We start from the raw sequence: 26900 nt of genomic DNA, 5'->3' as shown, positions 1-26900 counted from the left end.
ACGGAAACACTCTCGGGGGAAGACACCTTGGTTGCCACGTCTGCGCACCACATCGTGCGCGTCACCGTCCGCGTGTCCGTTGTCGCGTTCCACCGCGACATCGACGTCACGCTGCCCACCTCGTCCACGCTCGCGGAGGTGCTGCCGGAGCTCGCCCGCCTCGTCGAGCTGCCGGAGGTGCACCGCCCCTGGGAGGCGACCACCGCCGCCGGGGCGCCGCTGGACATGCACACGCCGCTCTATGGGCTCAAGCTTTACGACGGCGCCATCGTCGTCCTCCGCCCCGAAGAGCCCGTGCCACCGCCGGTCGTGCGCGACGCCGCGGACGCGCTCGTGCACGCCGCCCAGTCCGCGCGCGAGGTGCGCGGCCTCGACGCCGCGGCGACCTGGGCGGGCGTGGCGGCGCTCGCGGCCGTCGCGTGGAAGTTCCTCCACCCCGCGGCCGCCCTGGCGCTCGCCGCCGGCTGCGCGCTCGCGGCTGCGGCGGCGGCGCGCTCCCGCCCGGTGTTCGCGCCCGTGCCGCTCATCGCCGGCGCCGCGGCCGGGGTGTGGGTCTCCGGCGGGGAGGATCCCGCCCTCGGCGCGGTCGCCGCGGCGCTCACGGCGGTGGTCGTCGCCGGGCTCGGGGCCGCCCTGGGCCTCGCCGGCGCCGTCACGGTCGCGTTCGTCGGCACCGTCAGCGCGCTCGGCGCGTGCGGCGCGGCGGGCGCGTGGCTGCCCGGCCCGCTCGCCCCGGCCGCGCTCGTGGCGCTCGGCGGCGTGCTCGCCGTCATGGCGACGCCGGGCGCGGCCACCCGCCTCGCCGGGCTGACCGTGCCGCGCGTGCCCACCGCCGGGGAGGAGTTCGACCGTTCCGACACGTACCAGGCCGACGTCGACGCGCGCAGCGCCGCGGCCGCGTCGATCGCCGCCGCCATCTCGCTCGCCGCCGCGGCGTGCACCATCCCCGCGCTCGGCTGTCTCGCGCGCTCCGGCGGCGGGTGGGTCGCCGCGTTCTGCCTGGCCATGGCGGGCGCGCTCGTGGTCTACGCCTCGCGCCACCACTGGGCGGTGCCCCGGACGAGCCTCACGGCGGCGGGGCTCGCGGCGGTGGTCGCGGCCGCCGTCGCGGCGCCCGCGGACCCGGTGTGGGTGTGCGCGGTCGGCCTCGTCGCGCTCGCGGCCGCCTCCGCGGTGGCGTGGGCGCCGCGGGTGCCGGACCTCGAGCCGACAACGGTGGTGTGGTTCGAGCGCGCCGAGGTCGCCGCGATCATCGCCGTCATCCCGCTCGCCGTCCAGCTCACCGGGCTGTTCGACCTCATCAGGGGGCTGTGATGCGCCGCCGCGCCGCCGCCGGGTGCGCCCTCGCCCTCGCGCTCGCCGCGCCGCCGGCGGGCGCGCAGGAGGCGGGTCCAGGAGCAGCACCAGACGCAGCCCCCGACGTCGCCTGCGTGGTCCCGGCGCAGACGGCCGCCCCCGGCACGCCCGCCAACCTGCGCGAGCTGCGCCGCTTCGCCACCGGCGCGGGCGTGCGCGTGGCCGTCATCGACACCGGCGTCGCGCCGCACCCGGAGCTCGCCCGCCTCACGCCCGGCGCGCACTTCGTCGGCGCGGACTCGCTCACCGACTGCGACGGGCACGGCACCGTCGTCGCCGGCATCATCGCCGGGCGCACCCTCGGCATCGCGCCCGGCGCGGAGATCATCTCGGTGCGCCAGACCTCGAGCCACTACCGAGGCGCCGACGCCGGCAACCTGCAGACCCTCGCCGACGCCATCAACGCCGCCCTCGACGCCGGCGCGCGCGTGCTCAACCTCTCCGTCGTCTCGTGCGTAGACCCGCGCATCGCCCCGCGTATCGACGCCTCCGGCCTCACCACCGCCCTCCGCCGCGCCGAGGCGGAAGGCGCCGTCGTCGTCGCCGCGGCCGGCAACGCGGGCCCGGACTGCGCGCCCGATTCCGCCGTCTTCCCCGCCCAGTTCCCCACCGTGCTCGCCGTCGCCGCGCGCGACGGGGACCACGCGCTCGCGCCGTACTCGCTGCCGGCGGACCTGTCCGCCCCGGGCGCGGTGCCCGCCGCGCTCTCGCCAAGCGGGGCGGGCTGGTCGAGCGGGACGCTCACCGCGCAGGGCGGCGTGGCCCCGTACGCCGGGACGAGCTTCGCCGCCCCCGTGGTCAGCGGGTCGGTCGCCCTCCTCATGTCCCGCTACCCGGGGATCTCGCCGGCGCACGTGCGCGCGCTCGTCGCCGCGGCCGCCGCACCCGGTGGCGGGGCGGTCGACCCCCTCGCCGTGCTCACGCAGCTCGCGCCGGACCCGGTGGCGGCGGGTGCGACCCTCACCGTCACCCCGGCGGACGAGGTGGTATCCCGAGCACCCGCGCGGCTTGGAGCCGCGGCCGCAGCACTCGCCGCGGCCGCCCTCGCCTGCACCGTCGCGGCGGCTAGTACGTCGCGGTCAGCGCGGCCTCGCGGGTGAGTTCGCTGCCCTCGGGCAGCAGGGCGAGGATTTCCCACGGCACGCGCTCGACGTGCACGGCCCCAACGGTGCGCAGCGTTGCCTCGTCCGGCGCGCTGTGGCGCAGCCCGTCCGCGGCGACGACGTGGTAGCCGTGGCCCGAATCCACCCCCACCGAGCCGTCGGCCAGCCCTGCGAAGCGCGACGCGACCGACTGGCCCGACAGCTCGATGCCCTCCGGCACCTCCCCCGCCACCGCGCCGCCGCGCCGCTCGTCCACGCACATCCTCTCCGGGTCGACCCAGCGCGGACGAACCGCCGGCAAGCGCAGGTCGAGGTCGCCGTCGGGGTACGCCGCGAGCGCCTCCCGCGTCGTCGCGGAAGCGGCGGCGCCGGCGTCGAGGAGCATGGCGCGCTGCGCCTCGCTCACCGGCTGGACGCGCCCGCCCTGCACGAGCCAGCTACCGCCGTCCGCGTCGAGCACGCCGGGCAGCGGATCCGGGAACGCCACCGGCGGCAGCTCGCGCAGCGCGGTGATGACCTGCGCGGGCGGGGTCCAGCGCGGCGTGTCCGCCGTGATCCCGAGGGCGCGGCGCACGACGCGGCCCTCCTTCGATTCCGCGCCGGGCAGCAGCCGGCGCCCCTTCGAGGTGACGAGCCACTCGCGGGTGGCGTCGGCGGCGAGCGAAGCTTCGTCGTCACGCAGGGGCTCCGGGGCCGCACCCGCGACGACCGTGATCTCCCCCGCGCCGCACGCGGACCACGAGCTCGCCGCGGCGCGCTCCGGCGCGAACATGGCGGGGGCGGCGACGATGCCAAGCGGCACGCCGCGCGGCATGGCGGCGAGGTGACTGTCCCCGACGCGGGCCGGGTCCTGCGCGGACCCCGCGATCAGCCGCGCGGAGGCGAGGTTGGTCACCGGGTGCACGGCGCCGTCGACGCGCACGTAGAGCGTGCCGTCCGCGGCGCGCACGATCGGCGCGTCCCCCGGGTCCGCGTCCGGGCGCATCCACGCGAACAGGCCCATCACGCCCGCGATCATCGCCACCGCGGCGCACCCGAACACCGCCGCGCGGCGGCGCGCCGCGAGCGGGTCGTGGATCATGCGGATGTCGCCGAAGACGAGTCCGTGCTCCATGCGCCGGCGCATGAACTGGTGGCCCGATACCTGGGCGCGCGTGGTTGGCAACAGTTTTGCCATCGGTTCCCCCTCCCCCGAGTTGGTCGAGAGGAAGCCTACTGCGTATCGACGGGCTCCGCCAGGCCAAAGAGTGTGTCCGAGCCGTGCGCCTTGGCGTCGTCACGCATCTGCTCGAGCTCCGCCTTCGTGAACGCGCTGTTCACGGCGAAGATCGCGGTGGAGCCCTTGCGGTAGACCGGCGTGACGCCCTTCGACGCCCAGAAGGCGCGCAGCATCTCGTACTGCGGGTTCTGGTAGGCCCAGAACGAGCCGGGGCTGAGGATGAAAAAGCGCACGTCGAGGTCCTTGATCGCCTGCTCCACAGGCGCGTTGTGGCCCTCGCCGATGAAGTCCGCGTGCCAGTAGAGCGTGTCGTTCGCCGAGCCGCGCCCGCCGGTGGGCCAGAGGTAGTGGCGGGCGACGGTGGGCACGCCGTTGTACGCGTAGATCCAGGAGTAGCCGTCCGCCGGGTCGCCCATGGTCAGCCCCTCCCACGCGGCGGGCTGCGTGGCCAGCCAGTCGTACGCGGCGAGGTCGTCCGCGCTCACCATGCGGTCCGGCGTGCGCGCCGAGGAGAACGCGGCCTGCGCCCCCTCCTCGGCGTGCGCGCGCACCTGCGGGATCGCGGCCGCGCCGAGCGCCGCGCCCGCGACGAGCGAGGCGACCGTGGACACCGCCACGCCCTTGCCGTAGCGCTGCGCCACCGGCGCGAGGCAGAGCAGCCGGACCCCGGCGGCCACCGCGACGGCGGCCGCGGCGATGACGGACATCACCACCGGCATGATGAGGCGGTGGCCCGTGCTGTAGTGCAGGTTGCCCACGGTGCCGAGGATGTCGCCCCACACGTTGTCGAACGGGCTCAGCGCGTTGGCCGTCACCGCGAGCGAGGCCGCGTAGAACAGCGCCGGCCACACCTGCCCGCGCCAGACAACGAGCACGAGCGCGCCCGCGCCCGCGAGCCAGAGGGCCACCGTTGGGTCGAAGTCGGGGAAGAACTGGGCGACGTGCCGCGTGTCCATGCGCAAGGCGGCGCCCCAGGCGCCCCCGGCGCCGAGCTCCTCCTCCGGCTGCCAGGACGCGACCTCCCCCGCCTGCGCGGATCCGGCGAGCACCTGTGGCAAGAACGCCACCGTGCCGGCGAGCGCCGGCGCGGCGAGCCACAGGGTGTCGGAGAGGCGGGAGCGCTCCGGGCGCACGAGCGTCGACGTGAGCCAGCTCAGCGCCACGGCGAGGACGACGACCGTCACCGCGGAGGGGTGCACGCTGAGCAGCCCGACGAACCCGGCCGCGGCCGGCAGCGCCCCCGCCCGCCTGCCGGGCACGAGGAGGAACTGCCAGATGACCACGCCGGTGAGGCCGATGGCGAAAAGATACGGCCACATGCCCACGTAGTCCGGCACCCACAGCAGCTGCGGCGCGGCGTAGGCGCACACGGCAGCGAGCGCCGCGGCGATCTGGGCGGTCACGCCGGTCGAGCGCATGAACGCGAAGACGAGGCACGCGAGCGAGGCCGGGAACGCCAGGGCGGGCAGGACCGACTCGGCGATGTTGAGCGCGGGGATGGGCTCGAGCCCGGCGGCCTCGCCGAACAGGGCGATCCCGGCGTGGTAGGCGGACGGGTAGAGCAGCTTCGCGTGGGTCTCCACGTTCTGCAGCTCGCCCATGCGCGTGGCGGAGGCGACGCCGGTGTCCATGATGAACCGCACGGCGTTGGCGTGCCACTGCACGTCCCAGCCCTGCACGATGTTGCTCACCCCGTTGGGCAGGTGGACCAGCCACCGCAGCCTGTCCGAGGCCGCGACGTACGCCCCGGCGCCGACGCCGAGCGCGGGGAGCACCCAGTACGGGTCCGCGATGCTGCGCGAGCGCACGTCGCCGGGAAACAGCGCGCGCCGCCACGGCACGGCCCCGCCGCGGCGGGCCTTGCGCGCGAACGCGTAGCGCCACGCGGCCGCCGCGAGCAGGGCGACGGCGACGCTGATCCCGAACGTCCAGAGGTTGAACGGGGCGCTCGTCAGCCCCCAGAACCACGCGCCGACGCCGATGATGCCGAACGTCACGGGCAGCGCCGTGAGCGCCGCCGCCGGCGCCTTGAGCCCGGAGACCCAGGAGACCGCGAAACCAGGGAGGGTGAAAAACACGACGGCGAACCACGCTGCTGCGGCTGTGGTCATGGCACCTCCCGGTTCTGCTGTAACGCAAGCATGCTACCCCGCACGCATCGCGCGGGTTTCTTCGGCGCGCGCCGCGAGGGCGTCGTCACGCGGGTACGCCACCTCCACCAGCGTGAGCCCGCGCGCGGGGGCGAGGGGCACCTCGGGCGCGCGGGCGTCGCGACGCAACAGCTCCCGCGGCCACTCCGGCGCGCGGCGGCCCTCCCCCACCGCGAGGCACGTCGCGGTGAGCGCGCGGACCATGTTCCAGCAGAACGCGTCGGCGGTGATGCGCGCCTCGAAGAGCTGTGGTTCGACCTCGCTCCACGCGAAGCTGTGCACGTCGCGGATCGTGGTCGCGTGCTCCTTCGGCCGGCAAAACGCGGCGAAGTTGTTCAGCCCCACGAGCGCGTCCGCGCACGCCTGCACCGCCTGCAGGTCCACCGGCTTCGGCCACACGGCCGTGTCCCGCGCGCGGGTGGGCAGCGCGCCGGCGGGGTGAGTGGTCACGCGGTAGACGTAGCTGCGGGTGAGCGCCGAGAAACGCGCGTCGAACGCCGGGGGCGCCTCGGCGACGGCGAAGACGCGCACGTCCTCCGGGAGCAGCTTCGCGAGCCGCCGAACGAGTCGCCCCGGATCCCCCTCGATCGAGCGCTGGTCCAGCGCAACCGCCGGGACGTCCACGTGGGCGACCTGGCCGCTCGCGTGCACGCCGGCGTCGGTGCGGCCCGCGACGGTGAGGTGCGCCTCGGTGCGCAGCACCAGCGTGAGCGCGTCCTCGATGGTCTGCTGCACCGTGCGCAGGCCGCCCTGCTGGCGCGCCCAGCCGTGGAAATCGGTGCCGTCGTAGGCGATGTCCAGGCGCAGGCGCAGCGTGTCGTGCATGAGGTTCGATTGTATGGGTCGCGCGGCCCGAGGGCTTGTGCGCCCCCGAGACGCGCGAAAGCGCCCAACCGGTGCACGGTTGGGCGCTTCGCGGGCGAGTAGCGGCGGGCTACTTCTCCTCGGCCTCGACCTCGACGGCCTCGGCGTCAGCCGGGGCGGCCTCGATGGTCTCCTCGGCAGGGGTCGCGGGAACCTCGGTCTCCTCGACAGCGGCCTCGGCCGGAGCCGCAGCCGGCTCAGCCTCAGCTGCCTCGGCCTGGCGGGACGCGGCGGCGCGGGCCGCGCGGGTCGCCTCGGACGAGACGGTCTCCTCGAGTACCAGGGAAACCTGGGTCATCGGGGCGTTGTCGCCGGAGCGGTTCTCCAGCTTGATCAGGCGGGTGTAGCCGCCGTCACGGTTGGCGAAATTCGGCGCGAGCTCGTTGAACAGGTAGGTGACAACCTCCTTGTTCGGCAGCTCGGCGAGCACGGCGCGGCGGTCGGCCACGGTGCCCTTCTTCGCCTTGGTGATCAGCTTCTCGGCGTACGGGCGCAGCGCGCGTGCTTTCGCGTCCGTCGTCTTGATTGCGCCGTGCTCGAACAGGGACTGGGCCAGGTTGGACAGAATGTGCTTCTGGTGGCTGGCCGAGCCGCCGAGACGGGCGCCCTTCTTCGGGGTAGGCATGTTCGTACTCCTCGTGTGCGGTTAAGTGAGCGCGTGCTCTGTGGTCTTACTCGGTTTCGTCCGCGCTGGTGTCGACGTAGTCCCCAGTCTCGGCGTCGTAGCCCTCGATCTGGGTCGGGTCGAAATCTTCCGGAGCATCCTTGAGGGTCAGGCCCAGGCTGGCGAGCTTGATCTTGACCTCGTTGATCGACTTCTGGCCGAAGTTGCGGATATCCAGCAGGTCGCTCTCGGTGCACTCAGCGAGCTCACCGACGGTGTGGATGTCCTGGCGCTTCAGGCAGTTGTAGGAGCGCACGGAGAAGTTCAGGTCCTCGATCGGCGTGGAGTACGCAGCGATGTACTCGTTCTCCTGCGCCGACGGGCCGATCTCGATGCCTTCGGCCGCCGTGTTCAGCTCGCGCGCGAGGCCGAAGAGCTCCACGAGGGTGGAGCCGGCCGACGCGAGGGCGTCGCGGGCGGTCATGGAGTTCTTCGTCTCCACATCGATAATCAGCTTGTCAAAGTCGGTGCGCTGCTCAACACGGGTCGCCTCAACCTTGTAGGCGACGCGGGTGACCGGCGAGTAGATCTGGTCGACCGGGATACGGCCGGCCTCCCCGCCGGAGTTGGGCATGGCCGGGACGTAGCCGCGGCCGCGCTCGACGACAAGCTCCATCTCCAGGCGAGCCTGCTCGTTCAGCGACGCGATGTGCAGGTCCGGGTTGTGGATCTCCACACCGGCCGGCGGCTCGATGTCGCCTGCGGTGACGTCGCCGGGGCCCTCGACGGCAAGGTGCATGACAACCGGCTCGTCGGAGTCGGAGGACAGCACGATGTCCTTGATGTTGAGGATGATCTCGGAGACGTTCTCCTTGACGCCGTTGATCGTGGTGAACTCGTGGAGCACACCGTCGATCTTGATGGAGGTCACGGCCGCGCCCGGGATGGACGACAGCAGCGTGCGGCGCAGGGAGTTGCCGAGGGTGTAGCCGAAACCAGGCTCGAGCGGCTCGATCACGAACTTCGAGCGGTTGGTGTCGATGTACTCCTCGGTCAATTCAGGACGCTGGGAGATGAGCATGAACTTCTCCTTTTTCGGCTCCCGCTATTTGAAGCCGGTAGGAACGGATGATGAAAGATTCCGAGCGTTTGCGTGTCGACGAAAACGCGCGGTGGTGAAGCAAACGCGAAGTTTACTTCGAGTAAAGCTCGACGATGAGCTGCTCCTGCAGCGGCACCTCGATCTGAGCGCGCTCCGGCAGCTGGTGCACGAGAATGCGCAGGGTGTCCGGGACGACCTGCAGCCACGCCGGAACGACGGCGTCCAGGAGATTGTCCTGGGCCTCTTCGAACCACAGCATGTTGCGGGACTTGTCGCGGACGTCAATGATGTCGTACTGCGTCACCGCGAACGACGGCACGTCGATCTTCTTGCCGTTGACGGTGAAGTGGCCGTGGGAGACCAGCTGACGCGCCTGGCGGCGGGTCTTTGCCAGGCCCGCGCGGTAGACGACGTTATCCAGACGCGACTCCAGCAGGATCAGCAGGTTGTCGCCGGTCTTGCCCGGGCGGCGGTTCGCCTCCTCGTAGTAGCGGCGGAACTGCTTCTCCATGACGCCGTAGGTGAAGCGAGCCTTCTGCTTCTCCTGCAGCTGGAGCAGGTACTCGGACTCCTTGATGCGGGCGCGGCCAGCCTGCCCCGGGGGGTAGGGGCGGCGCTCGAAGGACATGTCGCCGCCGACGAGGTCGACGCGGAGGCGACGGGACTTACGGGTAGCAGGGCCGGTGTAACGAGCCATGTTTCTTTACCTCTTTTCCTTTCAGCCTTAAACGCGACGACGCTTCGGCGGACGGCAGCCGTTGAACGGCTGCGGCGTCACGTCGGAGATCGAGGACACCTCTAGGCCGGCAGCCTGGAGCGAACGGATTGCGGTCTCGCGGCCAGAGCCCGGACCCTTGACAAAGACGTCGACCTTCTTCATGCCGTGATCCATCGCCTTGCGGGCGGCGTTCTCGGCGGCCATCTGCGCGGCGAACGGCGTGGACTTACGGGAGCCCTTGAAGCCGACGTGGCCGGAGGACGCCCAGGAGATCACGTTGCCCTGCGGGTCCGTGATGGACACGATGGTGTTGTTGAAGGTGGACTTGATGTAGGCGTGGCCGGCGGCCACGTTCTTCTTGACGGTGCGGCGTCCGCGACGCGCACCGGAACGAGTCTGAGGAGCCATAGGTTACTTCTTCTTTCCTGCGATGGTCTTCTTCGGGCCCTTGCGGGTGCGCGCGTTGGTCTTCGTGCGCTGGCCGCGGACGGGCAGGCCACGGCGGTGACGCATGCCCTGGTAGGAGCCGATTTCAATCTTGCGGCGGATGTCTGCCTGCACCTCGCGGCGCAGATCGCCCTCCACGGTGTAGGAGGACTCGATCGCGTCGCGCAGTGCTGCGAGCTGATCGTCGGTGAGATCGTCCGTGCGCAGGTCCGGAGAAATGCCCGTCTTCTCGAGCAGTTCCTTGGATCGGGTTGCACCGATGCCGTAAATGTAGGTAAGCGCGATCTCCATACGCTTGTTGCGCGGGAGATCCACACCAGCTAGACGTGCCATGAGGTACGTGCCTTTCGGGTTGTTACGGTGGTTTTCTCCCCACCCGTCCACGCCAATCAACGCTTTGTCCGGGCCGTGCCGGAGAGTGGGTTGAGGTTACGCGCGGCTCCGGCCACCGTGGCCAGAGGTGCACGACCCGCATCTGAGGCGGGTCTGGGTGAGAAGGCTGAAATGCTTACTTGTAGCGGTAGGTGATGCGCCCGCGGTCCAGATCGTAGGGGGAAAGCTCCACCACGACGCGGTCCTCCGGGAGGATGCGGATGTAGTGCTGGCGCATCTTGCCACTGATGTGGGCGAGAACCTCGTGCCCGTTGTCCAGCTCGACACGGAACATCGCGTTCTTCAAGGGCTCGATAATCCGGCCCTCAACCTCGATTGCGCCTTCTTTTGCCATACACTCCACTTCCTACGCCACCTGGAAAGTCGCAGGCAGCAGACGTATTTTTACCGTTACTTGCGGTGCGCTTGCGCACACCGTCTGAAAACTATAGGCGTTTACCTGCGAAAACACAAACCCCGCCACATCGCTGTGGCGGGGGCGGTTGCGTATCGACGCACCTTACGGCCTAGAACACGTAAACCTTGTCACCGATCTGCAGGTCGTTGAAGTACTTCTGCGCGTCCTGGCGGTAGAGGTGGATGCAGCCCGCGGACGGCACGTACGGGTCGTCCTGGTGGAACGCGATGCCGTTGTCGGTGAAGTACACGGAGTACGGCATCGGGGCGTTGTTGAACTCGTAGGAGATCTCGTCCTTGACCTTGCGGTTGACGTAGAACGTGCCCTTCGGCGTCTCCTGGCCCACGCGGCCGGAGCTGATCTGCACCGGGCCGTAGTAGATCTGGCCGTTGTTCTGCAGCCAGGACTTCTGGTTGGTCAGGTCGACGCAGGCGTGCGCGTCGGCCGGGCACGGGTTCGCCGGGCGCGGCGCCGGAGCGGGGGCAGGCGCCGGAGCGGGAGCCGGGGCCGGTGTGGGCTTCGGCTTCGGGGTCTTCTCGGCGATGAGGCCCGGGAAGAACTGCTCGACGATTTGGTCGATGCGCTGCTTCGCCTGCGCCGGGAGGTCCGGGTTGATCGCGGCGAGGCCGTCAGCCTGCGCGCGCAGGTTGTTGCGCACGTCCCACGCGGTGTCGCGCGCGGACTTGTCCAGGTTGGCCATGGCGTCGTTCACGCGGGCGGAGAACGAGTCCAGGCTCGAGGTCGCGACCGGGTTCGGGGCGGTCTGCGCCTGCGCAGTGGCCGGGGCGGCGAGGGTGGCGACGACGCCGAGGCCGGCGGCAAACGTGGTGGCGCGCCGCTTCATCGGCGACTGCTTTGCGTGGCGGGGACGGTAAGACATGCCGGAAGTATAACCCCGGTGCCATGAAATACACGACACCGCGCCAGGAATTCACAGGCGAGGCGTCAGAATCCTGGGTCCGTCAGCGGTCGCTGCGACCGTGTGCTCCCAGTGCGCGGCGGGCGCGCCGTCGAGGGTTTTCACGGTCCATTCGTCGTCAAGCACCCTCGTGTCGTAGCCCCCTCCGAGGATGAGCATCGGCTCGATGGCCAGCACGGACCCCTCCTGGATCACCGGGCCCCGGTGCGGCTTGCCCTCGTTGGCCAGGTACGGCTCCTCATGCATCGTGTGCCCAATGCCGTGCCCGCCGTAGCCGTCGACGATCCCGAGTTCGACGCCGAAGCGCTCCTCCGCCGCGTACGTCGCCTGTTCGAGCGCGTGGGAGACATCGGTGAGCTTGTTGCCCGGCACCATCGCCTTGAGCCCCTCGGCGAGCACCCACTCCGTGGCGCGGTTGAGGGCGTCGACGTCCGGGGCGAGCTCGCCGATACCGAAGCTCCACGCGCTGTCGCCCACCCAGCCGTCGAGCGTCGCGCCACAGTCGATGGAGACGAGGTCGCCCTCCGCGAGCACGATGCTTTTCGACGGGATCCCGTGCACGACCACATCGTTCACCGACGCGCAGATGGAACCCGGGAACCCGTTGTAGCCGAGGAACGTCGGGGTGGCGCCGTGGTCGCGGATCACGGCCTCGGCGACCTTGTCGAGGTCGAGGGTGGACACGCCGGGTTTCGCCGCAGCGCGGACCTCCTGCAGCGCGGTGCCGACGATTCGCCCGGCGGCCTCCATCGCGTCGAGTTCTGCGGGCGTCTTGGCCGCGATCTTGCGTTTGCGAAATGCCATTGGCGGGGCTCTCCTTCGGGTCGTCGATAAGCAAATGCGAAAGGCCGGTGCGAACACCGGCCCTGATGCGTGTGAGGCTACTTGCCCAGCGCCGCCATCGCGCGCTGGTTGATCTCGTCGACGTCGCCCACGGCGTCGATGGAGATGATCTGGTCGCCGTAGTGGTCGATGAGCGGTGCCGTCTCGTCGCGGTAGACGCCGAGCCGGGTGCGGATGGTCTCCTCGTTGTCGTCGGCGCGGCCGCGGGCGAGCATGCGCTCGACGACTACGTCCTCGTCGACGACGAAGTTGAGCACGCCGTCGAGCTTCTCGCCGCGCTTGCTCAGCAGCTCCTCGAGGATCTCGGCCTGCTCCACCGTGCGCGGGAAGCCGTCGAGGAGGAAGCCGTCCTTCGCGTCGTCTTGGTTGAGGCGATCCTCCACCATGCGGGCGGTGACGTCGGTGGGCACGAGCTTGCCGGCGTCGATGTAGCTCTTCGCCTCAACACCGAGCGGGGTGCCCTCGCCGATGTTGGCGCGGAACAGGTCGCCCGTGGAGATGTGGGGCACGCCGAGCTTCTCGGAGAGGATCGCGGCTTGGGTGCCCTTGCCGGCACCGGGAGGGCCAAGGAGAACGAGACGCATTATCGCAGAAGTCCTTCGTAGTTGGATTGCAGGAGCTGGGATTCAATTTGCTTGACCGTGGTCAGCGCCACGGAGACCATAATGAGGATGGCCGTACCGCCGAACGCGCTCATGCCCATGCGGCCGGAGCCGGTGATGCCGGCGTCAAGCGCGAGGTTCGGCAGAACCGCGATCGCGGCGAGGTAGATGGAGCCCACGAACAGCAGGCGGTTCATCACAAACGCGAGGTACTCGGCGGTCGGGCGGCCCGGGCGGATGCCGGGGATGAAGCCGCCGTACTTCTTCATGTTGTCGGCCTGCTCGATCGGGTCGTACTGCACGGAGACGTAGAAGTACGCGAAGAAGATGATCAGGATGACGTAGGTGAGGATGTACTGCCAGGAACCCGGGTTCTGCAGCCACGCCATGACGTGGCTCATCCACCAGTTGTCCGGCGGCGTCTGGTTGTTCATGGTGACGATCTGGGTGATGAGCACCGGCACGTACATGAGCGAGGACGCGAAGATGACCGGGATAACGCCCGCCTGATTCACCTTCAGCGGCAGGTAGGTCGAGGACCCGCCGTACTGGCGGCGGCCCACCATGCGCTTCGCGTACTGCACCGGGATGCGGCGCTGCCCCTGCTCGATGAAGACGATGCCGATGACGAGCGCAATGAGCGCGAGGATGACGAGGGTGAGCGTGACACCGCCGGAGTTCTGCAGGATGAACGCACCCTCGGACGGGATCTGGGTGGCAATGCCGGCGAAGATGAGCAGGGACATGCCGTTGCCCACGCCCTTTTCAGTGATGATCTCGCCGAGCCACATGATGAGCATCGCGCCCGAGGACATGACCACGATCATCATGATGAGCGTCCACACGTTGCGGTCCTCCACTAGGACCGGCATGCCCTGGCCGAGCAACTGTTCGCGGTCCGCGAGCGCGACGATGCCGGAGGACTGCAGCAGCGCCAGCGCGAGCGTGAGGTAGCGCGTGTACTGCGTCATCTTCGCCTGGCCGGACTGGCCTTCCTTCTTCAGCTCCTCGAAGCGCGGGATGACCACCGTGAGCAGCTGCACGATGATGGACGCCGTAATGTACGGCATGATGCCGATGGCGAAGATGGACAGCTGCAGCAGCGCACCGCCGGAGAACAGGCCGATGATGGAGAACATCGTCGCCTTGTCGCCGTGCGCGATGTCCTCGAGGCGCTGATTGATCAACGCGTAATCCACGCCCGGGGTCGGGATCTGGCACCCGACGCGGTACAGAAACATCAGCGCAAGGGTGATCAGGATCTTCTTGCGAAGATCCGGGTCTTTGAACGCTTGAGCAATAGCGGACACAAAGCCTCCTGGCTCCCACGCCGCGCCACGGGCGGGAGATAGCGGACATTCGACACCTCGCGGATGGCTCTCGGGCATGCGAAAACCGGCGGGGCCGTCTTTTGACCTTACTACCCTAACAGTCGGAGGGGGAAAGTTGATATTTCAGGTTCGGTTCGGGCGCGCCTCCCAGTCTCCTCCCAGGCGTCCCCGCTGACGTATCGCGGCCGAATCCCTTAGTGTCAGGCGGGCCCTATCGGCCCAGATCGGCGCAAATGGCCGCCGTAATGTGTCAGGAATCTGCCGGGCTCGGCTCCCCCCACCCAAATTGATTCACCCGCCGGTGAACGGATCCCTTCGCCGATTTCTCTGACCTGGGCAAAATGAACACATTTCCCCCCCCAGCGTATCGACGCCGGCCAACTCGCCTTCCGCATCCCCGCCGGCCACGGCGGCACCCTCACGTTCTCCTTCGCAGGCGAGCGCCCCTACCGCCTCAGCCTGTTCGGCGGGGCGACGCTCAGCCTGGTCAGCGCGCTGGTGTTGCTGTGGTTTGCGTGTCGACGCCGGGGCGTCGACGCCCCGACCCGCCCCATCCCTAGCGGGATAGTGGCGGCGTTGCCGCTGGCAGCCGCGCTGTGCATCAGCCCGGCACTCGGGATCGTCAGCGCCATCGGTGTCTGGGCGGTGCGCCGCTTTACCCTCCTGGCCAGCCGATACATTGCCGCCGACGCCATCACCGCCATGGGATTGGGGCTGGCCCGCGCGCCCTGGCCTTCCGCCGGGTACGCCGGCGACGCCGCCCTCATGCTCGTGGCCGGGTGCGTCGCGGTGGCTTGCCTCGCCTGGCCGGACTAGGTTTGGCTACCCCCGCCCGGGAACCATTTTGGGGCTTCGGCCGGTTCCGGTCGACCGACATGGCGTTTCCCCAGGTCGCGACCGCTGTCTACGAAGAAAGTTCCCAAGACCACCGCCTCTTCGCACCAGATTCCAGGTTTTCGGCGAGCGGGATTGCAAAACCCCCAGGTCGCGCAAACCTCATGCAGGAATTTGGTGTGCGCCCGGCCTACCATCACGCCTCAAAACCGTTTAAAGCGTGCGCTTGGAAGCGAGCGATGCAGGTCGCGCATTTTCAACCGACCCCGCCGATTTCCTGCGACCAGCATCGCACGCTTTAAACACCTCGACCGGAACAAAACCGCCCGACCACACAGGTCAATGACGGCGTGGGGTACGCAAGGTGAATCTGAAATTCATTGGGCTCCACACGTAATTTGACCCGTGCCCATGAGGGCACTGATCAAATTACGCTGGAAAACTCTCACGCAAGAAGCGTGTGATCTACCAGTTCTGGAGCAAGCGGGCTCCTAGTGGCGACTGCAACGTCACCTTCATGGAGGAAGTGGAACTGATCAGGATGCACTCGTCAGGCGATCCTGGAATATTCCCTTCGTACACCCGAACTTTTACTGATGTTGCGGTTTCCGATGTCTCTGCGCGGTATCCGTAGCAAGTTTCGGTTCCGGCGGGGAAGAACACGCGTATTTGTGTGGGGCTGATTACTTGGTAGCCCGACCATTTGACTTGACGCTCATTTTTGAGATCGTTGCGCGCCTCCACGTCGGAGGGTTGTTGCCGCGTTTTGTGGACGATCCCCATTGCGCTGCTGAGTTCGTCGCCGACAGGGGTGGGTGAGACTATTCCTACCACACTACCCACCACCGCCAACACCGCTAAAATAGCGCCGATCAAATGTACATTTTGTGCGTTCAGCCCCACGTTTATGCCGAATTTAGACAGTATGCCAGCCATATTCGCTCCTTACTTCACTGGCCGACTTGCCGTTGAATCAAACATGTCCCAAATCTTGGAGGTTATAATCGGCGAGCCGAGATACGCCGCACCGTTTGCCGGACCAAACGAACTCACGGAGCGGATATGTCCCAGAGTTCCGTTGAAGTCTTCTAGCCATGCACCGCCGGATGCACCACCTCCAAAGTTGCACCCATATGACATGTAGAAGTTATAGGACGACCTATTTTCGTTTTTCACCGGTACCGTGCACCGAAACATAGAGGAACCCAGGAAACGGTTGGCGGGATATCCAATTATGTCAGCTTTGAACGAGCCTGCATTTCCGGAGCGCAGTCCATGGCCACCAACCGCATCGACGAGACGTTTCCCTCTTTCTGAGTTGACAGTGACAAACCCGAAGTCAGCAGCAAACCCACGAGGTGTAGTTCCATAGTTTGCCCAGTCAGTAGTTGTGGTCATAAAATTGGCCTTGAATCTCCCATGGGGTGCAACACCGATCGTATATTCTGGGACGAATACCCAGTTTTTATGAAACTCACCTCCGCTCCCGCTATGAACGCAGTGACCGGCAGTAATTACGGTACTTTTGTTGTCTGAGTTTACGGCAGATGCGGAGCAGACGTAATCTTTATATCTGCCATTGACTTTCTTTGAGAAAAATACTTTTCCATTCGCAGCACCGGAATTACCGATTCGAGAGTGCGCCTCACTGGCGGTTTGAGATGATGAGGAGAACGGTTCAATAGGTTCTGATGCTTCTTGTTCACGTTCTGGCACTTCAGGGGAAACGACAACCTCTTTGCTGTTTGACGTTGCTTGGTCCGCTGCAAATGGCAAGTCGAGGGTTGCATCAACAGGAGTGGCTCTCGACATGCGATCCAGTGTCCAATACTCATCCAGCGTCATCTCCGAGGAAACTGATCTAGTCGACTGACCATTCGGGTTAATTACTCCGACAGTGGTTTCAGCTTCTTCTCCGATGAATGATTCCTGAGCATGGACTGCCACTGGCGCCACAGCCATGGCCAGACAAGCCGATGATGCCAGAACTGTAGCCCGGCTGAAGATCTTTCTGATATGGGAGTTGAGATACATGACAGCTCCTTGAGGTAGGGATGAAGGCGGCGTTCGTATGAGATAAACACATTAGTACTGACACTATCACGCGCGTTACTCATTTTCAATATTGTGATATGTGACATAGTTTACCTTTGAGCCGACATCGAAAATACATATGCACCCCACCTGCGGTGACTCTCGTTGAATGCCTCCCCAGACCAGTTCCACGCCAAGACGGATCAAACCACTACCTTCCCTACGCCGGGCAGATGACGGGCGCGCCTGAGACTGGGTCGTAAAGGACGCGGGCTTCGATGCTTCGATGCCGTAGACGTCTTGGAGGAGTTCGGGGGTGAGCACGTCGAGGAGTTCGCCGTGCGTGATTACGCGGCCAGCTTTCATGACCAGGAGTTCGTCGCAGTAGCGGGCGGCGAGGTTGAGGTCGTGGATTGCGACGACGGCTTGGCGTTCCGATTCGGCGACGATGTTGCGGATGATGGTGAGCACGCTTACTTGATGGTGGAGGTCGAGGGCGGAGGTGGGTTCGTCGAGAAGGAGGAGTTGGGGTTCGCGTACCAGCATCTGGGCGACGGCTTTGACGTCCTCGCGGCCGTTGACGGTCAGCGGCCCGAAGAGGGCGCGGTGGACCGGACCATCCATTGCTTCTTTCAGGGCGGAGGCACCGATGCGCGGCGCTGTTGGTTGCGGCTCAACGGTGACGCCGTCGGGGTTGAGCCAGTGGGCGGTCAGTTGGGTGCGCAGCGCGTCGGCGGGGACGTCTTGGCCGTCTTCGGAGGTGCGCTCGCGGGCGGTACCTCCCTCGAGGGTGATGGCGGCGTCGATTGGGTCGCGGTGCAGTTCTTTCTGCAGGCGGGTGATTTCGGGGGGGAGTTTCGCGTCGTCGACTAAGGGGACGACGGCCACTTCGTGCTCGCGGATCAGGCCGCTGAGGCGCTCAATCGGGCTTGCGGACTGCAGCCCGGCCGCCTCCACCGTCGCCGAGTAGTCGATGCCGAGCCCGGCGCGCTGCGGCACCACTTCGGCGCGCTCGGGGCCGGAGGTGACGGTGATGGGGCGCGAGGGGGCGTCGTCGTGGTGCGGCACGACTTGGAGGAGGAGGTGGCGTCGACGAGCGTGCCCGATCTTGGCGAGGCGACCGTGCGCTTCGGGGACGTCGATATCTATGCGCTGGAGCCCGCGCGCGACATGATGCTGACCAGCGCCACCCCCATGCGCATCGACGCCGGCGGCGAAGCCCTGCCCCTCCTATGGCGCGAATTCGGCTACTTCCCCGCGACGCTCACCAGCGGCGATGCGGACATCGTGACGGATACCCCGGCGCTGGCAGTGCGCAACTACGGCGCCGCGCAACGCGCACAGTCCGCGCACCTCGCTACCGCCGCTGAAGGCAAGGACGTGCGCAACCTGGTGCCGGACTACCCCTCCGCGGGCACACCGGTGGGCGTTGCGATGGAAGGTAATGCCTCCGCATCCTCCTCCGCCGCCGACGCCACCGCCTTCGGCGGCGCCCGCGCATCCCGGTCGCTGACCGCCGCCTTCGACGGCCTCGACGACACCGCCTGGTGGCCCGCCGCCCAAGACCCCCACCCGTGGCTGCGCTTCACCCCCAACGCCAACACCGCCACCATCAACGCCACCGCCAACGAAAGTGCAGCTCACCGGCTCATCAGGCGAGCGCACGCTCAGCCTCGTCGCAGAGCAACCCCGCACCATCAGCGTGCGCGGCGAAACCACGCTCGCCCTCACCGAACCCGTCGGCATCACAGAAATCGACGCCGGCATCCACCGCATCGTCGACGTGCCCGGCACCGCCGACACTTACTTCTTCCAACGCCTCATGCCCGAAACCACCACGCTGCATCGCGCCTTCACCACCGCCGAAGCCGCCGAATGGGAACTCTCCTCCCCCGCCCTTATCGACGGCTCCTCCGCCACCAACACCGTCTTCCTTCCCGCCGGGCGCCACGAACTAGTCACCGACGCCGAAACGATCACGCTGCGGCGCGGGCCCAAGCCTGCGGCTTCATTGTCGGCGTGGGAGCCGGTAACCGGCGACGCAATCGCGCCCGCCGACCAGGACCGCCTGCTCATCACCACCCACGCGTTTAACCCAGGCCTGCAGGCCAGCCTCGACAACGAACCGCTCACCCCCCAACTAGGGATTAGTTCACCCAGACCGACCGCGCGAGTGAACAAATCCCCCACGCTCCCCAGACACTTCGAGGCAGAATCCGGCGGGACGCCCTCCCCACCAACGGCGAAACCCCCGCCCTGGACGGGGATGTCCGGGGCGGGGGTTCGTCGTAAAGCTAAGTGCTCTTAGCCGCGCTTGGAGAACTCGACCACGTTGGCGGAACCGCCAGCGGCCTTGATCTTCTCCTCAGCGGACTTGGAGAACTTGTTCGCGGTGACGTTGAGCGCGACGTTGATGTCACCCTCGCCGAGCACCTTCACCGGCTGCTTCGGGCGCACGAGGCCCTTCGCGGCGATGTCGGCGACGGTGACGTCGCCGCCCTGCGGGAAGGCCTTCGCCAGATCCGCGACGTTGACCACCTGGTACTCGACGCGGTTCGGGTTCTTGAAGCCCTTCAGCTTCGGCAGACGCATGTGCAGCGGCATCTGGCCACCCTCGAAAGCAGCGGAAACCTGCTTGCGAGCCTTGGTGCCCTTCGTACCGCGACCAGCGGTCTTACCCTTGGACGCCTCACCGCGGCCGACGCGGGTCTTGGCCTTGTTCGCGCCCTCTGCCGGGCGCAGATCATGGAGCTTGATGATGTCAGCCATGTGGTATCTACTCCCCTGCAACTTCTTCGACGGTGACGAGGTGGCGCACCTTGAGGATCTGGCCGCGCGTCGCGGCGTTGTCCGGCTTGACCACGGACTGGCCGATCTTGCGCAGGCCGAGGGCCTCGAGGTTCTTGCGGGTCATCGGCTTCTCGCCGACCTTGCCGTGGTGCAACGTAATCTTCAGAGCCATTGTGCTTAGGCCTCCTGTCCTGCGCGTGCGCGCAGCATACGTGCCGGGGCAACGTCCTCGAGGGACTTGCCGCGCTTCGCGGCGATCTCCTCCGGGCGCACGAGCTGCTTCAGGGCAGCCACGGTCGCCTGGACCACGTTGAGCGCGTTGTCGGAGCCGAGGGACTTCGCCAGGATGTCCTGCACGCCAGCGCACTCGAGCACCGGGCGGACGGCGCCGCCGGCGATGACACCGGTACCGGGCGCAGCCGGGCGGAGCATCACGATGCCGGCAGCCTCTTCGGCCTGCACCGGGTGCGGGATGGTGCCGCCGATCATCGGGACGCGGAAAAAGTTCTTGCGAGCCTCTTCTGCACCCTTCTGAATCGCGGCGGGAACTTCCTTGGCCTTGCCGTAGCCGACGCCGACCATGCCCTCACCGTCGCCGACGACGACGAGTGCGGTGAAGGACATGTTGCGGCCGCCCTTGACGGTCTTTGCCACGCGGTTGATGGTGATGACGCGCTCGATGTACTTATCGCGCTCGTCGTTCTGGTTGTTGTTGCGACGATCGTCGCGGCGGCCGCCTCGGCCCCCGCGCTCGCCACGGTCACCGCGGTTGCCGCGATCGTTGCGGTCATTGCGGTCGTTGTTGTTCTGGTCGCCGGCGGAGCGCCCGCCGTCACGCCGTTCACGTTCGGCCATTACGCGATCCTTCCGTTGATGGTGATGGTTGCGGTGATCATTAGAACTTCAGACCACCTTCACGAGCTGCCTCTGCCAGGGCCGCGACGCGGCCGTGGTACTTGTAGCCGCCGCGGTCGAAGACGATTGCCTCGATGCCGGCAGCCTTGGCGCGCTCTGCGACGAGCTGGCCAACCTTGGCGGCCTTGTCCTTCTTATCGCCCTCGATGTTGCGCACCTCCGGCTCGATGGACGACGCGGAGACCAGCGTGTGGCCCGCGAGGTCGTCGATGACCTGGACGTGGATGTGGCGCGAGGAGCGGTGGACGACGAGACGCGGGGTCTCCGGGGTGCCGCGCAGCTCCTTGCGGATGCGGTTGTGGCGACGTGCGCGGGCCTCGCGGCGGCGGGTCGAGATGTCCTTGCCAACCGGAGTGCGCTTGGTGTTCTCTGCAGTATTGCTCATGATTACTTACCCGTCTTTCCGACCTTGCGACGGATCTGCTCGCCGGCGTAGCGGATGCCCTTACCCTTGTACGGGTCATCCTTACGCAGACGGCGGATGTTCGCCGCGATCTGGCCAACCTGCTGCTTGTCAGTGCCCTCGATGGCGAATTTGGTGTTGCCGTCGACGGAGAAGGTGACGCCTTCGGGCGCCTCGATCAGGATCGGGTGCGAGTAGCCGAGGGCGAACTCGAGGTCCTTGCCCTTCTGCTGCACGCGGTAGCCGACGCCGAAGATCTCCATATTGATCTTGTAGCCCTCGGTCACGCCGACAACGAGGTTGTTGATCAGCGAGCGGGTCAGGCCGTGCAGCGAGCGGTTCTGGCGGTGGTCGTCCGGACGGGACACCACGATCTGGTTGTCCTCGACGGCAGCGGTGATCGGCTCCGGCATATCCAGGTCCATGGTGCCCTTCGGGCCCTTGACCTCGACGTGCTGGCCGTCGACCTTGACGTCGACGCCGTTCGGGATTGCGATGGGTGCGTTACCTACACGCGACATATCTGTTCAACCTCCCCTTACCAGACGTAAGCGAGGACTTCCCCGCCTACACCCTTCTCGTGAGCCTGGCGGTCAGTCAGCAGGCCGTGGGACGTGGAGATGATCGCCACGCCCAGACCGCCGAGCACCTGAGGCAGGTCGTTGGACTTCGCGTACACGCGCAGGCCCGGCTTGGACACACGGCGCAGGCCCGCGATGGAAGCCTCGCGGGTCGGGCCGTACTTGAGGTTGAGCGTCAGCGTCTTGCCGACCTTCTCGTCCTCAACTTTGTAGTCTTCGATGTAGCCCTCCTGCTTCAAGATCTCGGCGATGTTCACCTTGATCTTGGAGGACGGCATAGACACGGTCTCGTGCTGCGCATTTGTTGCATTGCGCACGCGCGACAACATGTCCGCGATCGGATCAGTCATGGTCATTGCGGTGACCGTTCCCTTTCTCGTTGCGGTTCCCAAACCCACCTGACCCTTCTCAAGGTCGCGTTTTCCGTGTGGTCTGTCGGGGGCTACTCAACGCTCCCCACACTCAGTAGCGTGGGGCGCTCGCCGCCTCCCTTGCACGCGGTCCGCATCATGGCGGGGGGCCTGCAACAAAGTTGGATGTTCAAATGTACTTCTCGGCTTGCGCACGCCGAAGCGTCGGCGCACAAGTCCGAGGGGTAACTTACCGCTTTCCTTGGGCAATGGGCAAATCGCTTATCGACGCCAACCTTCGGCCCCACGCCGACGGCGACCTCTTAGACTGCCTTGCATGGAATCCGCTCTTGCTCAGCTTGTTGGAACGCTGGACGCCACGCGCCAAGCGCGCGAGGCACTCTACGTGTGGTTCCACCAGCATCCCGAGCTGTCGTTGCAGGAGCTTCAGACCGCATCGAAGATCCGTTCCCGCCTGGATGCGCTGCAGTTGTCCCACCTGCAGGTCGGAGAGACCGGCACCGTGTGCGTGCTGGACAACGGCCCCGGGCCTGTGGTGGCTATCCGCGCGGACATCGACGGCCTACCCGTCCAGGAGCGCTCCGCGAAGCCGTACGCCTCTACTGCCACGCAGATCGATGCGGTCAGCGGACACGAAGAGCACGTGGCGCACGCCTGCGGGCACGACTTCCACATCATGGGCGTGCTCGGAGCGCTGGAAGCTTTCGCCGCCAACCGCGACTGCTGGCGCGGCACCCTGGTCGCCGTGTTCCAGCCCGCGGAGGAGGCGTATGCCGGCTCGCGCGTGATGCTGGCGAACGGCGTGCGGGAGGCGATGCCGAAACCGGACGTCTACTTGGGCCAGCACGTGCTGCCCATGCTGCCCGCGGGCTTCGTGGGCACCCGCCCTGGGCCGTTTATGTCCCAGGCCTTCTCTGCACACATTGAAGTCTGGGGCAAGGGCACCCACGGCTCCATGCCGGAAAAGGGGGTGGATCCGATCCTACTCGCCTCCAATATCGTCACCCGTCTGCACACCGTGGTCGCCCGCGAGATCGAGGCGAAAGACACCGCTGTGCTCACCGTCGGTGCGCTCCACGCCGGCGTGAAGGCCAACGTGATCCCGGAGACCGCCGAGCTGCGTGTAAACACCCGCGCGTACACCCGCGAGGTCAGCGACAAGCTGCGCAGCGCGATCATCCGCATCGTGCGCGGCGAGTGCATCGCCGCCGGAAGCCCCCGGGAGCCGGAGATCACCTTCTACGACGAGTACCCGCTCACGGACAACAACCCGGTGATCACCTCACGGGTGCGCGACGCCTTCGACGCCTACTTCGACGACGAGGCCATGGACCTGGGCCGGATCCCCGCCTCGGAGGATTTCTCCATCATCCCGGACGCCCTCGGCGTGCCGTACACGTACTGGGGTGTGGGCGGTTTCGCCGACTGGGAAAACGCCCCCGGGAACCACTCCCCCACGTTCGCGCCGGACCTCCAGCCCACGCTCGACCGGGCGGCCGAGGCGATGATCGTGGCTGCGGCCGCGTGGCTGGTGGACGAGGACGGGGGCTAGAACGGCAGGGCGGGCCGGGCTCGCACTCGGCTCTGCCCGATGTCGGAGCGCTGTCCTGCCGCGTGGCCCTGGCTGAACGCGTCCGCGTCGAACGACCGCTTCGACGCGTAGTTGCCCAGGAGAAAGCCCTGCTCCGCGGCGAAGTTGTCGCGGGCTTCGGTGGCTTTCTGAAAGTCGTCGACAAGCACGAGCCCGTATTCACCGTCGGATTCCTCCACGGTGCGCTCGGCTTGCGAAAGCCGCGCACCGATGCTGGCCGCGAACCCGGACATGAAGGAGCGCCGCCGAACCACCGCCGACTCACCCCAACTGTTGGCGTGCAGCTTCTGGGCGTCCGCGAGCATCGCCGGTAGCAGCAGCGGGTAGAGCATGTCCACGCGTTCGAGGTGGCGCACGCACCCGAAGATGACGGCGTCCTTCATCCGCGTGGAGTTGTACACGCGCTGCGAAAACCCGGTGCAATGCAGCGCAGCCGCGATGGTGAGCAGGAGGTTCGCCTGCATCTCCGTGTACGAGCCCGTGAATTCGTAGGCGCGCTGGCCCACCTCGGACGGTTCCGGGCCGTCGATGTACCGCTGCTCGTAGCCGTATTGCGCCATGAGCTCGAACGCGCGGGCGTAAAACACGTCCCCCTCGGGCGTGCCCTCCCTGTCGCGCGCCTGGTTCAGCAGTTTTTGCACTCGTTGTTTGATCTTGTCCTCGGTACGCATCGGACGCACCCACCCCTTCCCTGGTTTCGGATGTGTGGGTGTAGTTATAGCCAACGTGGCCGACACGACGGGCCGCCCCTGTGAAATTCGTGCCTGCCGCCCTGTGGATAACCCGCGTTCTCGCAGGTACATTGGCCGCATGGTCGAACCCCGGACACAAATGCGCGGTGAGGCGATGCGCTCGTGCACAATTGCTTCCACGGCGCGCAGCATACACTCGCCACAACCGTCATCCCCGGCGCTAGCATCGGTGCAATGAGCAGGAGTAAACGCAGCTTCGCTGTAACAAAGATTGGCGCCGACGGCACCCGGGACACCCGCGCGGGCCAGGTCGCGGTTGAAGAGCCGTTGGAGGTTCGGGCCGGAGGCAAATCCGTCGCCACGCTCATGCGCACCCCCGGCAACGACATCGAGCTCGCGCACGGGCTGTTGTTGGCGCAGGGCTTTATCAGCCGGGTCGATGACGTCGTCACCGCCCGCTACTGCGAGGGGGCCATCGGCGGGGAGAATACCTACAACCTCTTAGACATCAACCTCGCGCGCCCCGCCGCCCCGCACTTCATCGATCCGATCCCCGGCGACGCATGCGGCATTTCCGCCGAACAGCGGGTACGCGAGCTCGCCGCGCACCTCGATGTCCGCGCCGAGTTCATGCAGCTCGATCCGGTCGCCCTTTTTGCCCTCCCGTCCGCACTGGCCGCACATCGCGTGCGCGACCTCCCCACCGCCGTCGCGGGCGACGCGAGCCGCCAAGACCTCGACCCGCTGAACGCGGTGCACAAGGTCATCGGGCACATGCTTCTCGACGGCGTCCCGTCCACCGACCTCACCCTCGCGCTCGACGCCCGGGTTGGCTTTGAGACGGTGCGTGCAGCCGCGGCGGCCGGCTTTGGCGCCGTCGTCACGACTGCGGGCGTGACGTCGATGGCAGTGGAACTCGCCCGGCAAACCAACACCGTCTTGGTCGGCGAGGTCTCCGCCGAGCGCTTCAGCGTCTACGCCGGGGCTTAGCCCACGAACATGCCGGAGGCTTTCACCGCGGTCTCCCACAGGCCGTAGACCAGCAGCGCCGCGATGACCGCCGCCAGCACCAGCGCTACAGCGGTGTGCGCACCGCTAGCTTTCGCACCGGCACCCGCATCTGCCCCGGCCGCAGCGGCACGGTCCGCCTCAACCTTGGCCTGAACAGTCTGCGGGTCTTCGAACCACTTGCGGTCAACCGGCTTGACTAGGAAGTTGGCCAGGAGACCCACGGCGAGCAGCACGCACATGATGTAGAGCGACAGCTGGTAGAGCTCGGGGCCCTCGTTACCGCGGCTGGCCTGGCGCTCGACCACCATGTTGATGATCAGCGGCCCTGCAACGCCGGCTGCGGACCAGGCGGTGAGCAACCGGCCGTGGATCGCACCGACCTGGTACACGCCGAACAAGTCGCGCAGGTACGCGGGGATGGTGGAGAACCCGCCGCCGTAGAAAGTGAGCAGGACCAGGGCGCAGGCCACAAACAGCCCCAAGCTGGTGTGGCCGGCAGAAGCCAGAACGAAGTAGAAGATCAGCCCGACGCCCAGGTACACCATGTAGATGTTCTTGCGCCCGATCACGTCAGAAGCCGACGACCAGATGAAGCGGCCGCCCATGTTGGCCAGCGAGAGCAGTCCGACGAAGCCCGCGGCCGCCGCGGCCGTCAGCGCCGGGAAGTAGTCCTGCACCATCGGCGCGGCGTTTTCCAGGATGCCGATGCCGGCGGTGATGTTGCAGAACAGAATCACCCACAGGCACCAGAATTGCGGCGTGCGGATGGCGTTCGATGCGCTCACGTTCGCACCAACGATGGCGACCTCGGACGGCTTCGCGTTCCGCTTCGGTGCGCCCGACGGCGTCAGTCCGGGTGCGGCAGCCGGATGCAGTACGCGCCCATGGCGATGACCACGAGGTACACCAGCGCGAGGGTGATAAACGTCGGCTGCAGCCCCGCGGCCCGGTCCGCGATCTCGGTGCCGCCGCCGAACGCCTCCATGAGGCGATTCGACGCGGGCGAGGCAATGAGCGCGCCGCCACCAAAGCCCATGATGGCAAGGCCGGTGGCAAGACCCGGCCGATCCGGGAACCACTTCATCAACGTGGACACCGGCGAGATGTAGCCGATGCCCAGGCCAATCCCGCCGATGAAGCCGTAGCCGAAGTAGACCAGCCACAGATTGCCGGTGCTAATGCCCAGCGTGGCTACGAAGAAGCCCAGCACCCACAACGCGCCGGAGACGACCATCGAGGCCCGCGGTCCGACGCTTTCCACCCACGAGCCGAAGAGCGCCGAGGATGTGCCCAACATGCCGATGGCCAGAGAGAAGATCCACCCCACCGCCACTTCGCCGACACCGAAGTGCTCCATCATGGGCTTTTTGAACACGGAGAAGCCGTACACCTGGCCGATGGAGAGGTGGATGGCCAGCGCCGCCGGGACGACCAGCCAGCGGTTGAATTCCTTGGGCGCGATGATTGCGCTGCGGGAGAAGAAGGACATGGGACGATACCTAGCGTCGGCGTGCATAAATTACGAGCGGAATCATAACCCGCACGTATGACTCAGCGAAAAGCTTCCATTCACGCCACCCCGAGGACGCGAAAACGCCCCCGGCTCGGTGGGAACCGGAGGCGTCATCAA

At 67.1% G+C, this 26900-nt stretch carries 32 protein-coding genes; 6 read left to right on the top strand and 26 right to left on the bottom strand.

The genetic code is table 11. The annotated features are described in order from the left end of the window. Positions 1-27: 27 nt before the first annotated feature. Together eccD and CJEDD_RS02235 are read left to right on the top strand one after the other, a co-directional pair. Positions 28-1314, top strand: coding sequence for a type VII secretion integral membrane protein EccD (gene eccD, locus CJEDD_RS02240; protein ID WP_042405248.1), 1287 nt, complete (start codon positions 28-30; stop codon positions 1312-1314). Continuing rightward, on the top strand, positions 1314-2456 hold the full coding sequence (locus tag CJEDD_RS02235; RefSeq protein WP_052333711.1) for a S8 family serine peptidase: 1143 nt from the start codon (positions 1314-1316) through the stop codon (positions 2454-2456). Before eccD ends, CJEDD_RS02235 begins: the two co-directional genes overlap by 1 nt. Here the strand turns inward: CJEDD_RS02235 and eccB are convergent. The 13 genes from eccB to secY all read right to left on the bottom strand — a co-directional run bounded on the left by eccB (position 2422) and on the right by secY (position 14027). Further along, positions 2422-3636: a type VII secretion protein EccB gene (gene eccB, locus CJEDD_RS02230; RefSeq protein WP_042405250.1), complete on the bottom strand. Its 1215-nt coding sequence runs from the start codon at positions 3634-3636 to the stop codon at positions 2422-2424. The two genes, CJEDD_RS02235 and eccB, sit on opposite strands and share 35 nt — an antisense overlap. Positions 3637-3671: 35 nt before the next feature. Continuing rightward, on the bottom strand, positions 3672-5789 hold the full coding sequence (locus CJEDD_RS02225) for a DUF6541 family protein (protein WP_042405252.1): 2118 nt from the start codon (positions 5787-5789) through the stop codon (positions 3672-3674). Between the two features lie 33 nt (positions 5790-5822). Continuing rightward, entirely contained in the window at positions 5823-6653 is an 831-nt protein-coding gene (gene truA / locus CJEDD_RS02220; protein ID WP_042405254.1) for a tRNA pseudouridine(38-40) synthase TruA, read from the bottom strand. 109 nt (positions 6654-6762) lie between these two features. Further along, positions 6763-7317, bottom strand: coding sequence for a 50S ribosomal protein L17 (rplQ, locus tag CJEDD_RS02215; protein ID WP_042405256.1), 555 nt, complete (start codon positions 7315-7317; stop codon positions 6763-6765). 46 nt (positions 7318-7363) lie between these two features. Beyond that, the gene (locus tag CJEDD_RS02210) at positions 7364-8377 is read right to left on the bottom strand and encodes a DNA-directed RNA polymerase subunit alpha (RefSeq protein WP_042405258.1); all 1014 of its coding nucleotides are present in this window, start codon (positions 8375-8377) and stop codon (positions 7364-7366) included. Positions 8378-8489: 112 nt separating this feature from the next. Further along, positions 8490-9095, bottom strand: coding sequence for a 30S ribosomal protein S4 (gene rpsD / locus CJEDD_RS02205; RefSeq protein WP_042405260.1), 606 nt, complete (start codon positions 9093-9095; stop codon positions 8490-8492). A gap of 27 nt (positions 9096-9122) precedes the next feature. Continuing rightward, positions 9123-9524 (bottom strand): 30S ribosomal protein S11, encoded by a 402-nt coding sequence (rpsK, locus tag CJEDD_RS02200; RefSeq protein WP_038609718.1) that lies wholly within the window; start codon positions 9522-9524, stop codon positions 9123-9125. A 3-nt stretch (positions 9525-9527) separates the two neighbouring features. Further along, positions 9528-9896: a 30S ribosomal protein S13 gene (gene rpsM / locus CJEDD_RS02195; RefSeq protein WP_042405300.1), complete on the bottom strand. Its 369-nt coding sequence runs from the start codon at positions 9894-9896 to the stop codon at positions 9528-9530. Positions 9897-10071: 175 nt separating this feature from the next. Next, entirely contained in the window at positions 10072-10290 is a 219-nt protein-coding gene (gene infA, locus CJEDD_RS02190; protein ID WP_042405263.1) for a translation initiation factor IF-1, read from the bottom strand. 172 nt (positions 10291-10462) lie between these two features. Continuing rightward, positions 10463-11233 (bottom strand): L,D-transpeptidase, encoded by a 771-nt coding sequence (locus tag CJEDD_RS02185; RefSeq protein WP_042405265.1) that lies wholly within the window; start codon positions 11231-11233, stop codon positions 10463-10465. Positions 11234-11284: 51 nt separating this feature from the next. Next, positions 11285-12076, bottom strand: coding sequence for a type I methionyl aminopeptidase (map, locus tag CJEDD_RS02180; protein WP_042405268.1), 792 nt, complete (start codon positions 12074-12076; stop codon positions 11285-11287). A 77-nt stretch (positions 12077-12153) separates the two neighbouring features. After that, positions 12154-12699, bottom strand: a complete 546-nt coding sequence (locus CJEDD_RS02175; RefSeq protein ID WP_042405269.1) for an adenylate kinase — start codon at positions 12697-12699, stop codon at positions 12154-12156. Then, positions 12699-14027: a preprotein translocase subunit SecY gene (gene secY, locus CJEDD_RS02170; RefSeq protein WP_042405272.1), complete on the bottom strand. Its 1329-nt coding sequence runs from the start codon at positions 14025-14027 to the stop codon at positions 12699-12701. The genes CJEDD_RS02175 and secY overlap by 1 nt, the downstream gene beginning before the upstream one ends. A gap of 666 nt (positions 14028-14693) precedes the next feature. On the opposite strand from secY, the gene CJEDD_RS02165 reads away from it, so the two are divergent. Continuing rightward, positions 14694-14864 (top strand): hypothetical protein, encoded by a 171-nt coding sequence (locus tag CJEDD_RS02165; RefSeq protein ID WP_273657591.1) that lies wholly within the window; start codon positions 14694-14696, stop codon positions 14862-14864. A gap of 483 nt (positions 14865-15347) precedes the next feature. Here the strand turns inward: CJEDD_RS02165 and CJEDD_RS02160 are convergent, their stop codons facing one another. The 4 genes from CJEDD_RS02160 to CJEDD_RS02145 form a co-directional block, all read right to left on the bottom strand. Further along, entirely contained in the window at positions 15348-15818 is a 471-nt protein-coding gene (locus CJEDD_RS02160; RefSeq protein WP_157034388.1) for a hypothetical protein, read from the bottom strand. Between the two features lie 9 nt (positions 15819-15827). Continuing rightward, the gene (locus tag CJEDD_RS02155; protein ID WP_157034389.1) at positions 15828-16916 is read right to left on the bottom strand and encodes a trypsin-like serine peptidase; all 1089 of its coding nucleotides are present in this window, start codon (positions 16914-16916) and stop codon (positions 15828-15830) included. Between the two features lie 75 nt (positions 16917-16991). Then, positions 16992-17984, bottom strand: coding sequence for an ATP-binding cassette domain-containing protein (locus CJEDD_RS02150; RefSeq protein WP_157034390.1), 993 nt, complete (start codon positions 17982-17984; stop codon positions 16992-16994). 332 nt (positions 17985-18316) lie between these two features. Further along, the gene (locus CJEDD_RS02145) at positions 18317-18529 is read right to left on the bottom strand and encodes a hypothetical protein (protein ID WP_157034391.1); all 213 of its coding nucleotides are present in this window, start codon (positions 18527-18529) and stop codon (positions 18317-18319) included. A gap of 20 nt (positions 18530-18549) precedes the next feature. On the opposite strand from CJEDD_RS02145, the gene CJEDD_RS02140 reads away from it, so the two are divergent. Next, a complete protein-coding gene (locus CJEDD_RS02140; RefSeq protein WP_052333713.1) occupies positions 18550-19224 on the top strand; it encodes a hypothetical protein in 675 nt (224 codons plus the stop codon). Here CJEDD_RS02140 and rplO read toward each other — a convergent pair. The 6 genes from rplO to rpsH are packed head-to-tail and all read right to left on the bottom strand — an operon-like array spanning position 19221 to position 21961. Next, positions 19221-19685: a 50S ribosomal protein L15 gene (rplO, locus tag CJEDD_RS02135; RefSeq protein ID WP_042405277.1), complete on the bottom strand. Its 465-nt coding sequence runs from the start codon at positions 19683-19685 to the stop codon at positions 19221-19223. The genes CJEDD_RS02140 and rplO overlap by 4 nt on opposite strands. A 7-nt stretch (positions 19686-19692) precedes the next feature. Further along, entirely contained in the window at positions 19693-19878 is a 186-nt protein-coding gene (gene rpmD, locus CJEDD_RS02130; protein ID WP_042405280.1) for a 50S ribosomal protein L30, read from the bottom strand. 5 nt (positions 19879-19883) lie between these two features. Beyond that, a complete protein-coding gene (gene rpsE / locus CJEDD_RS02125; RefSeq protein WP_042405282.1) occupies positions 19884-20561 on the bottom strand; it encodes a 30S ribosomal protein S5 in 678 nt (225 codons plus the stop codon). Positions 20562-20601: 40 nt separating this feature from the next. Then, complete coding sequence (rplR, locus tag CJEDD_RS02120) at positions 20602-21006, bottom strand: 50S ribosomal protein L18 (RefSeq protein WP_042405284.1); 405 nt, start codon at positions 21004-21006, stop codon at positions 20602-20604. 2 nt (positions 21007-21008) lie between these two features. Beyond that, positions 21009-21545 carry a 50S ribosomal protein L6 gene (gene rplF / locus CJEDD_RS02115; RefSeq protein WP_042405286.1) on the bottom strand — a complete coding sequence of 179 codons (537 nt, stop codon included), beginning with the start codon at positions 21543-21545 and terminating at the stop codon, positions 21009-21011. A 17-nt stretch (positions 21546-21562) separates the two neighbouring features. Next, positions 21563-21961, bottom strand: coding sequence for a 30S ribosomal protein S8 (gene rpsH, locus CJEDD_RS02110; protein ID WP_042405288.1), 399 nt, complete (start codon positions 21959-21961; stop codon positions 21563-21565). Between the two features lie 331 nt (positions 21962-22292). Between rpsH and CJEDD_RS02105 the strand changes: the two genes are divergently transcribed. Then, entirely contained in the window at positions 22293-23528 is a 1236-nt protein-coding gene (locus CJEDD_RS02105) for an amidohydrolase (RefSeq protein WP_042405289.1), read from the top strand. Here the strand turns inward: CJEDD_RS02105 and CJEDD_RS02100 are convergent. Further along, positions 23525-24238 (bottom strand): DUF2786 domain-containing protein, encoded by a 714-nt coding sequence (locus CJEDD_RS02100; protein WP_042405292.1) that lies wholly within the window; start codon positions 24236-24238, stop codon positions 23525-23527. The genes CJEDD_RS02105 and CJEDD_RS02100 overlap by 4 nt on opposite strands. 255 nt (positions 24239-24493) lie before the next feature. Between CJEDD_RS02100 and CJEDD_RS02095 the strand changes: the two genes are divergently transcribed. Further along, positions 24494-25249: a formate dehydrogenase accessory sulfurtransferase FdhD gene (locus tag CJEDD_RS02095; protein ID WP_042405294.1), complete on the top strand. Its 756-nt coding sequence runs from the start codon at positions 24494-24496 to the stop codon at positions 25247-25249. Here the strand turns inward: CJEDD_RS02095 and CJEDD_RS12245 are convergent. Both CJEDD_RS12245 and CJEDD_RS12240 read right to left on the bottom strand, forming a co-directional pair. Further along, positions 25246-26055 (bottom strand): MFS transporter, encoded by an 810-nt coding sequence (locus CJEDD_RS12245; protein WP_332307880.1) that lies wholly within the window; start codon positions 26053-26055, stop codon positions 25246-25248. The genes CJEDD_RS02095 and CJEDD_RS12245 overlap by 4 nt on opposite strands. A gap of 62 nt (positions 26056-26117) precedes the next feature. Then, a complete protein-coding gene (locus CJEDD_RS12240) occupies positions 26118-26759 on the bottom strand; it encodes an MFS transporter (protein ID WP_332307881.1) in 642 nt (213 codons plus the stop codon). Positions 26760-26900: the final 141 nt, after the last annotated feature.

Origin of the sequence: Corynebacterium jeddahense (genome assembly GCF_028609865.1) — a bacterium.
GTDB lineage: Bacteria > Actinomycetota > Actinomycetes > Mycobacteriales > Mycobacteriaceae > Corynebacterium > Corynebacterium jeddahense.
The sequence above is the reverse complement of the archived record's forward strand: the minus strand, read 5'-3'. Positions and strand labels throughout refer to the sequence as shown.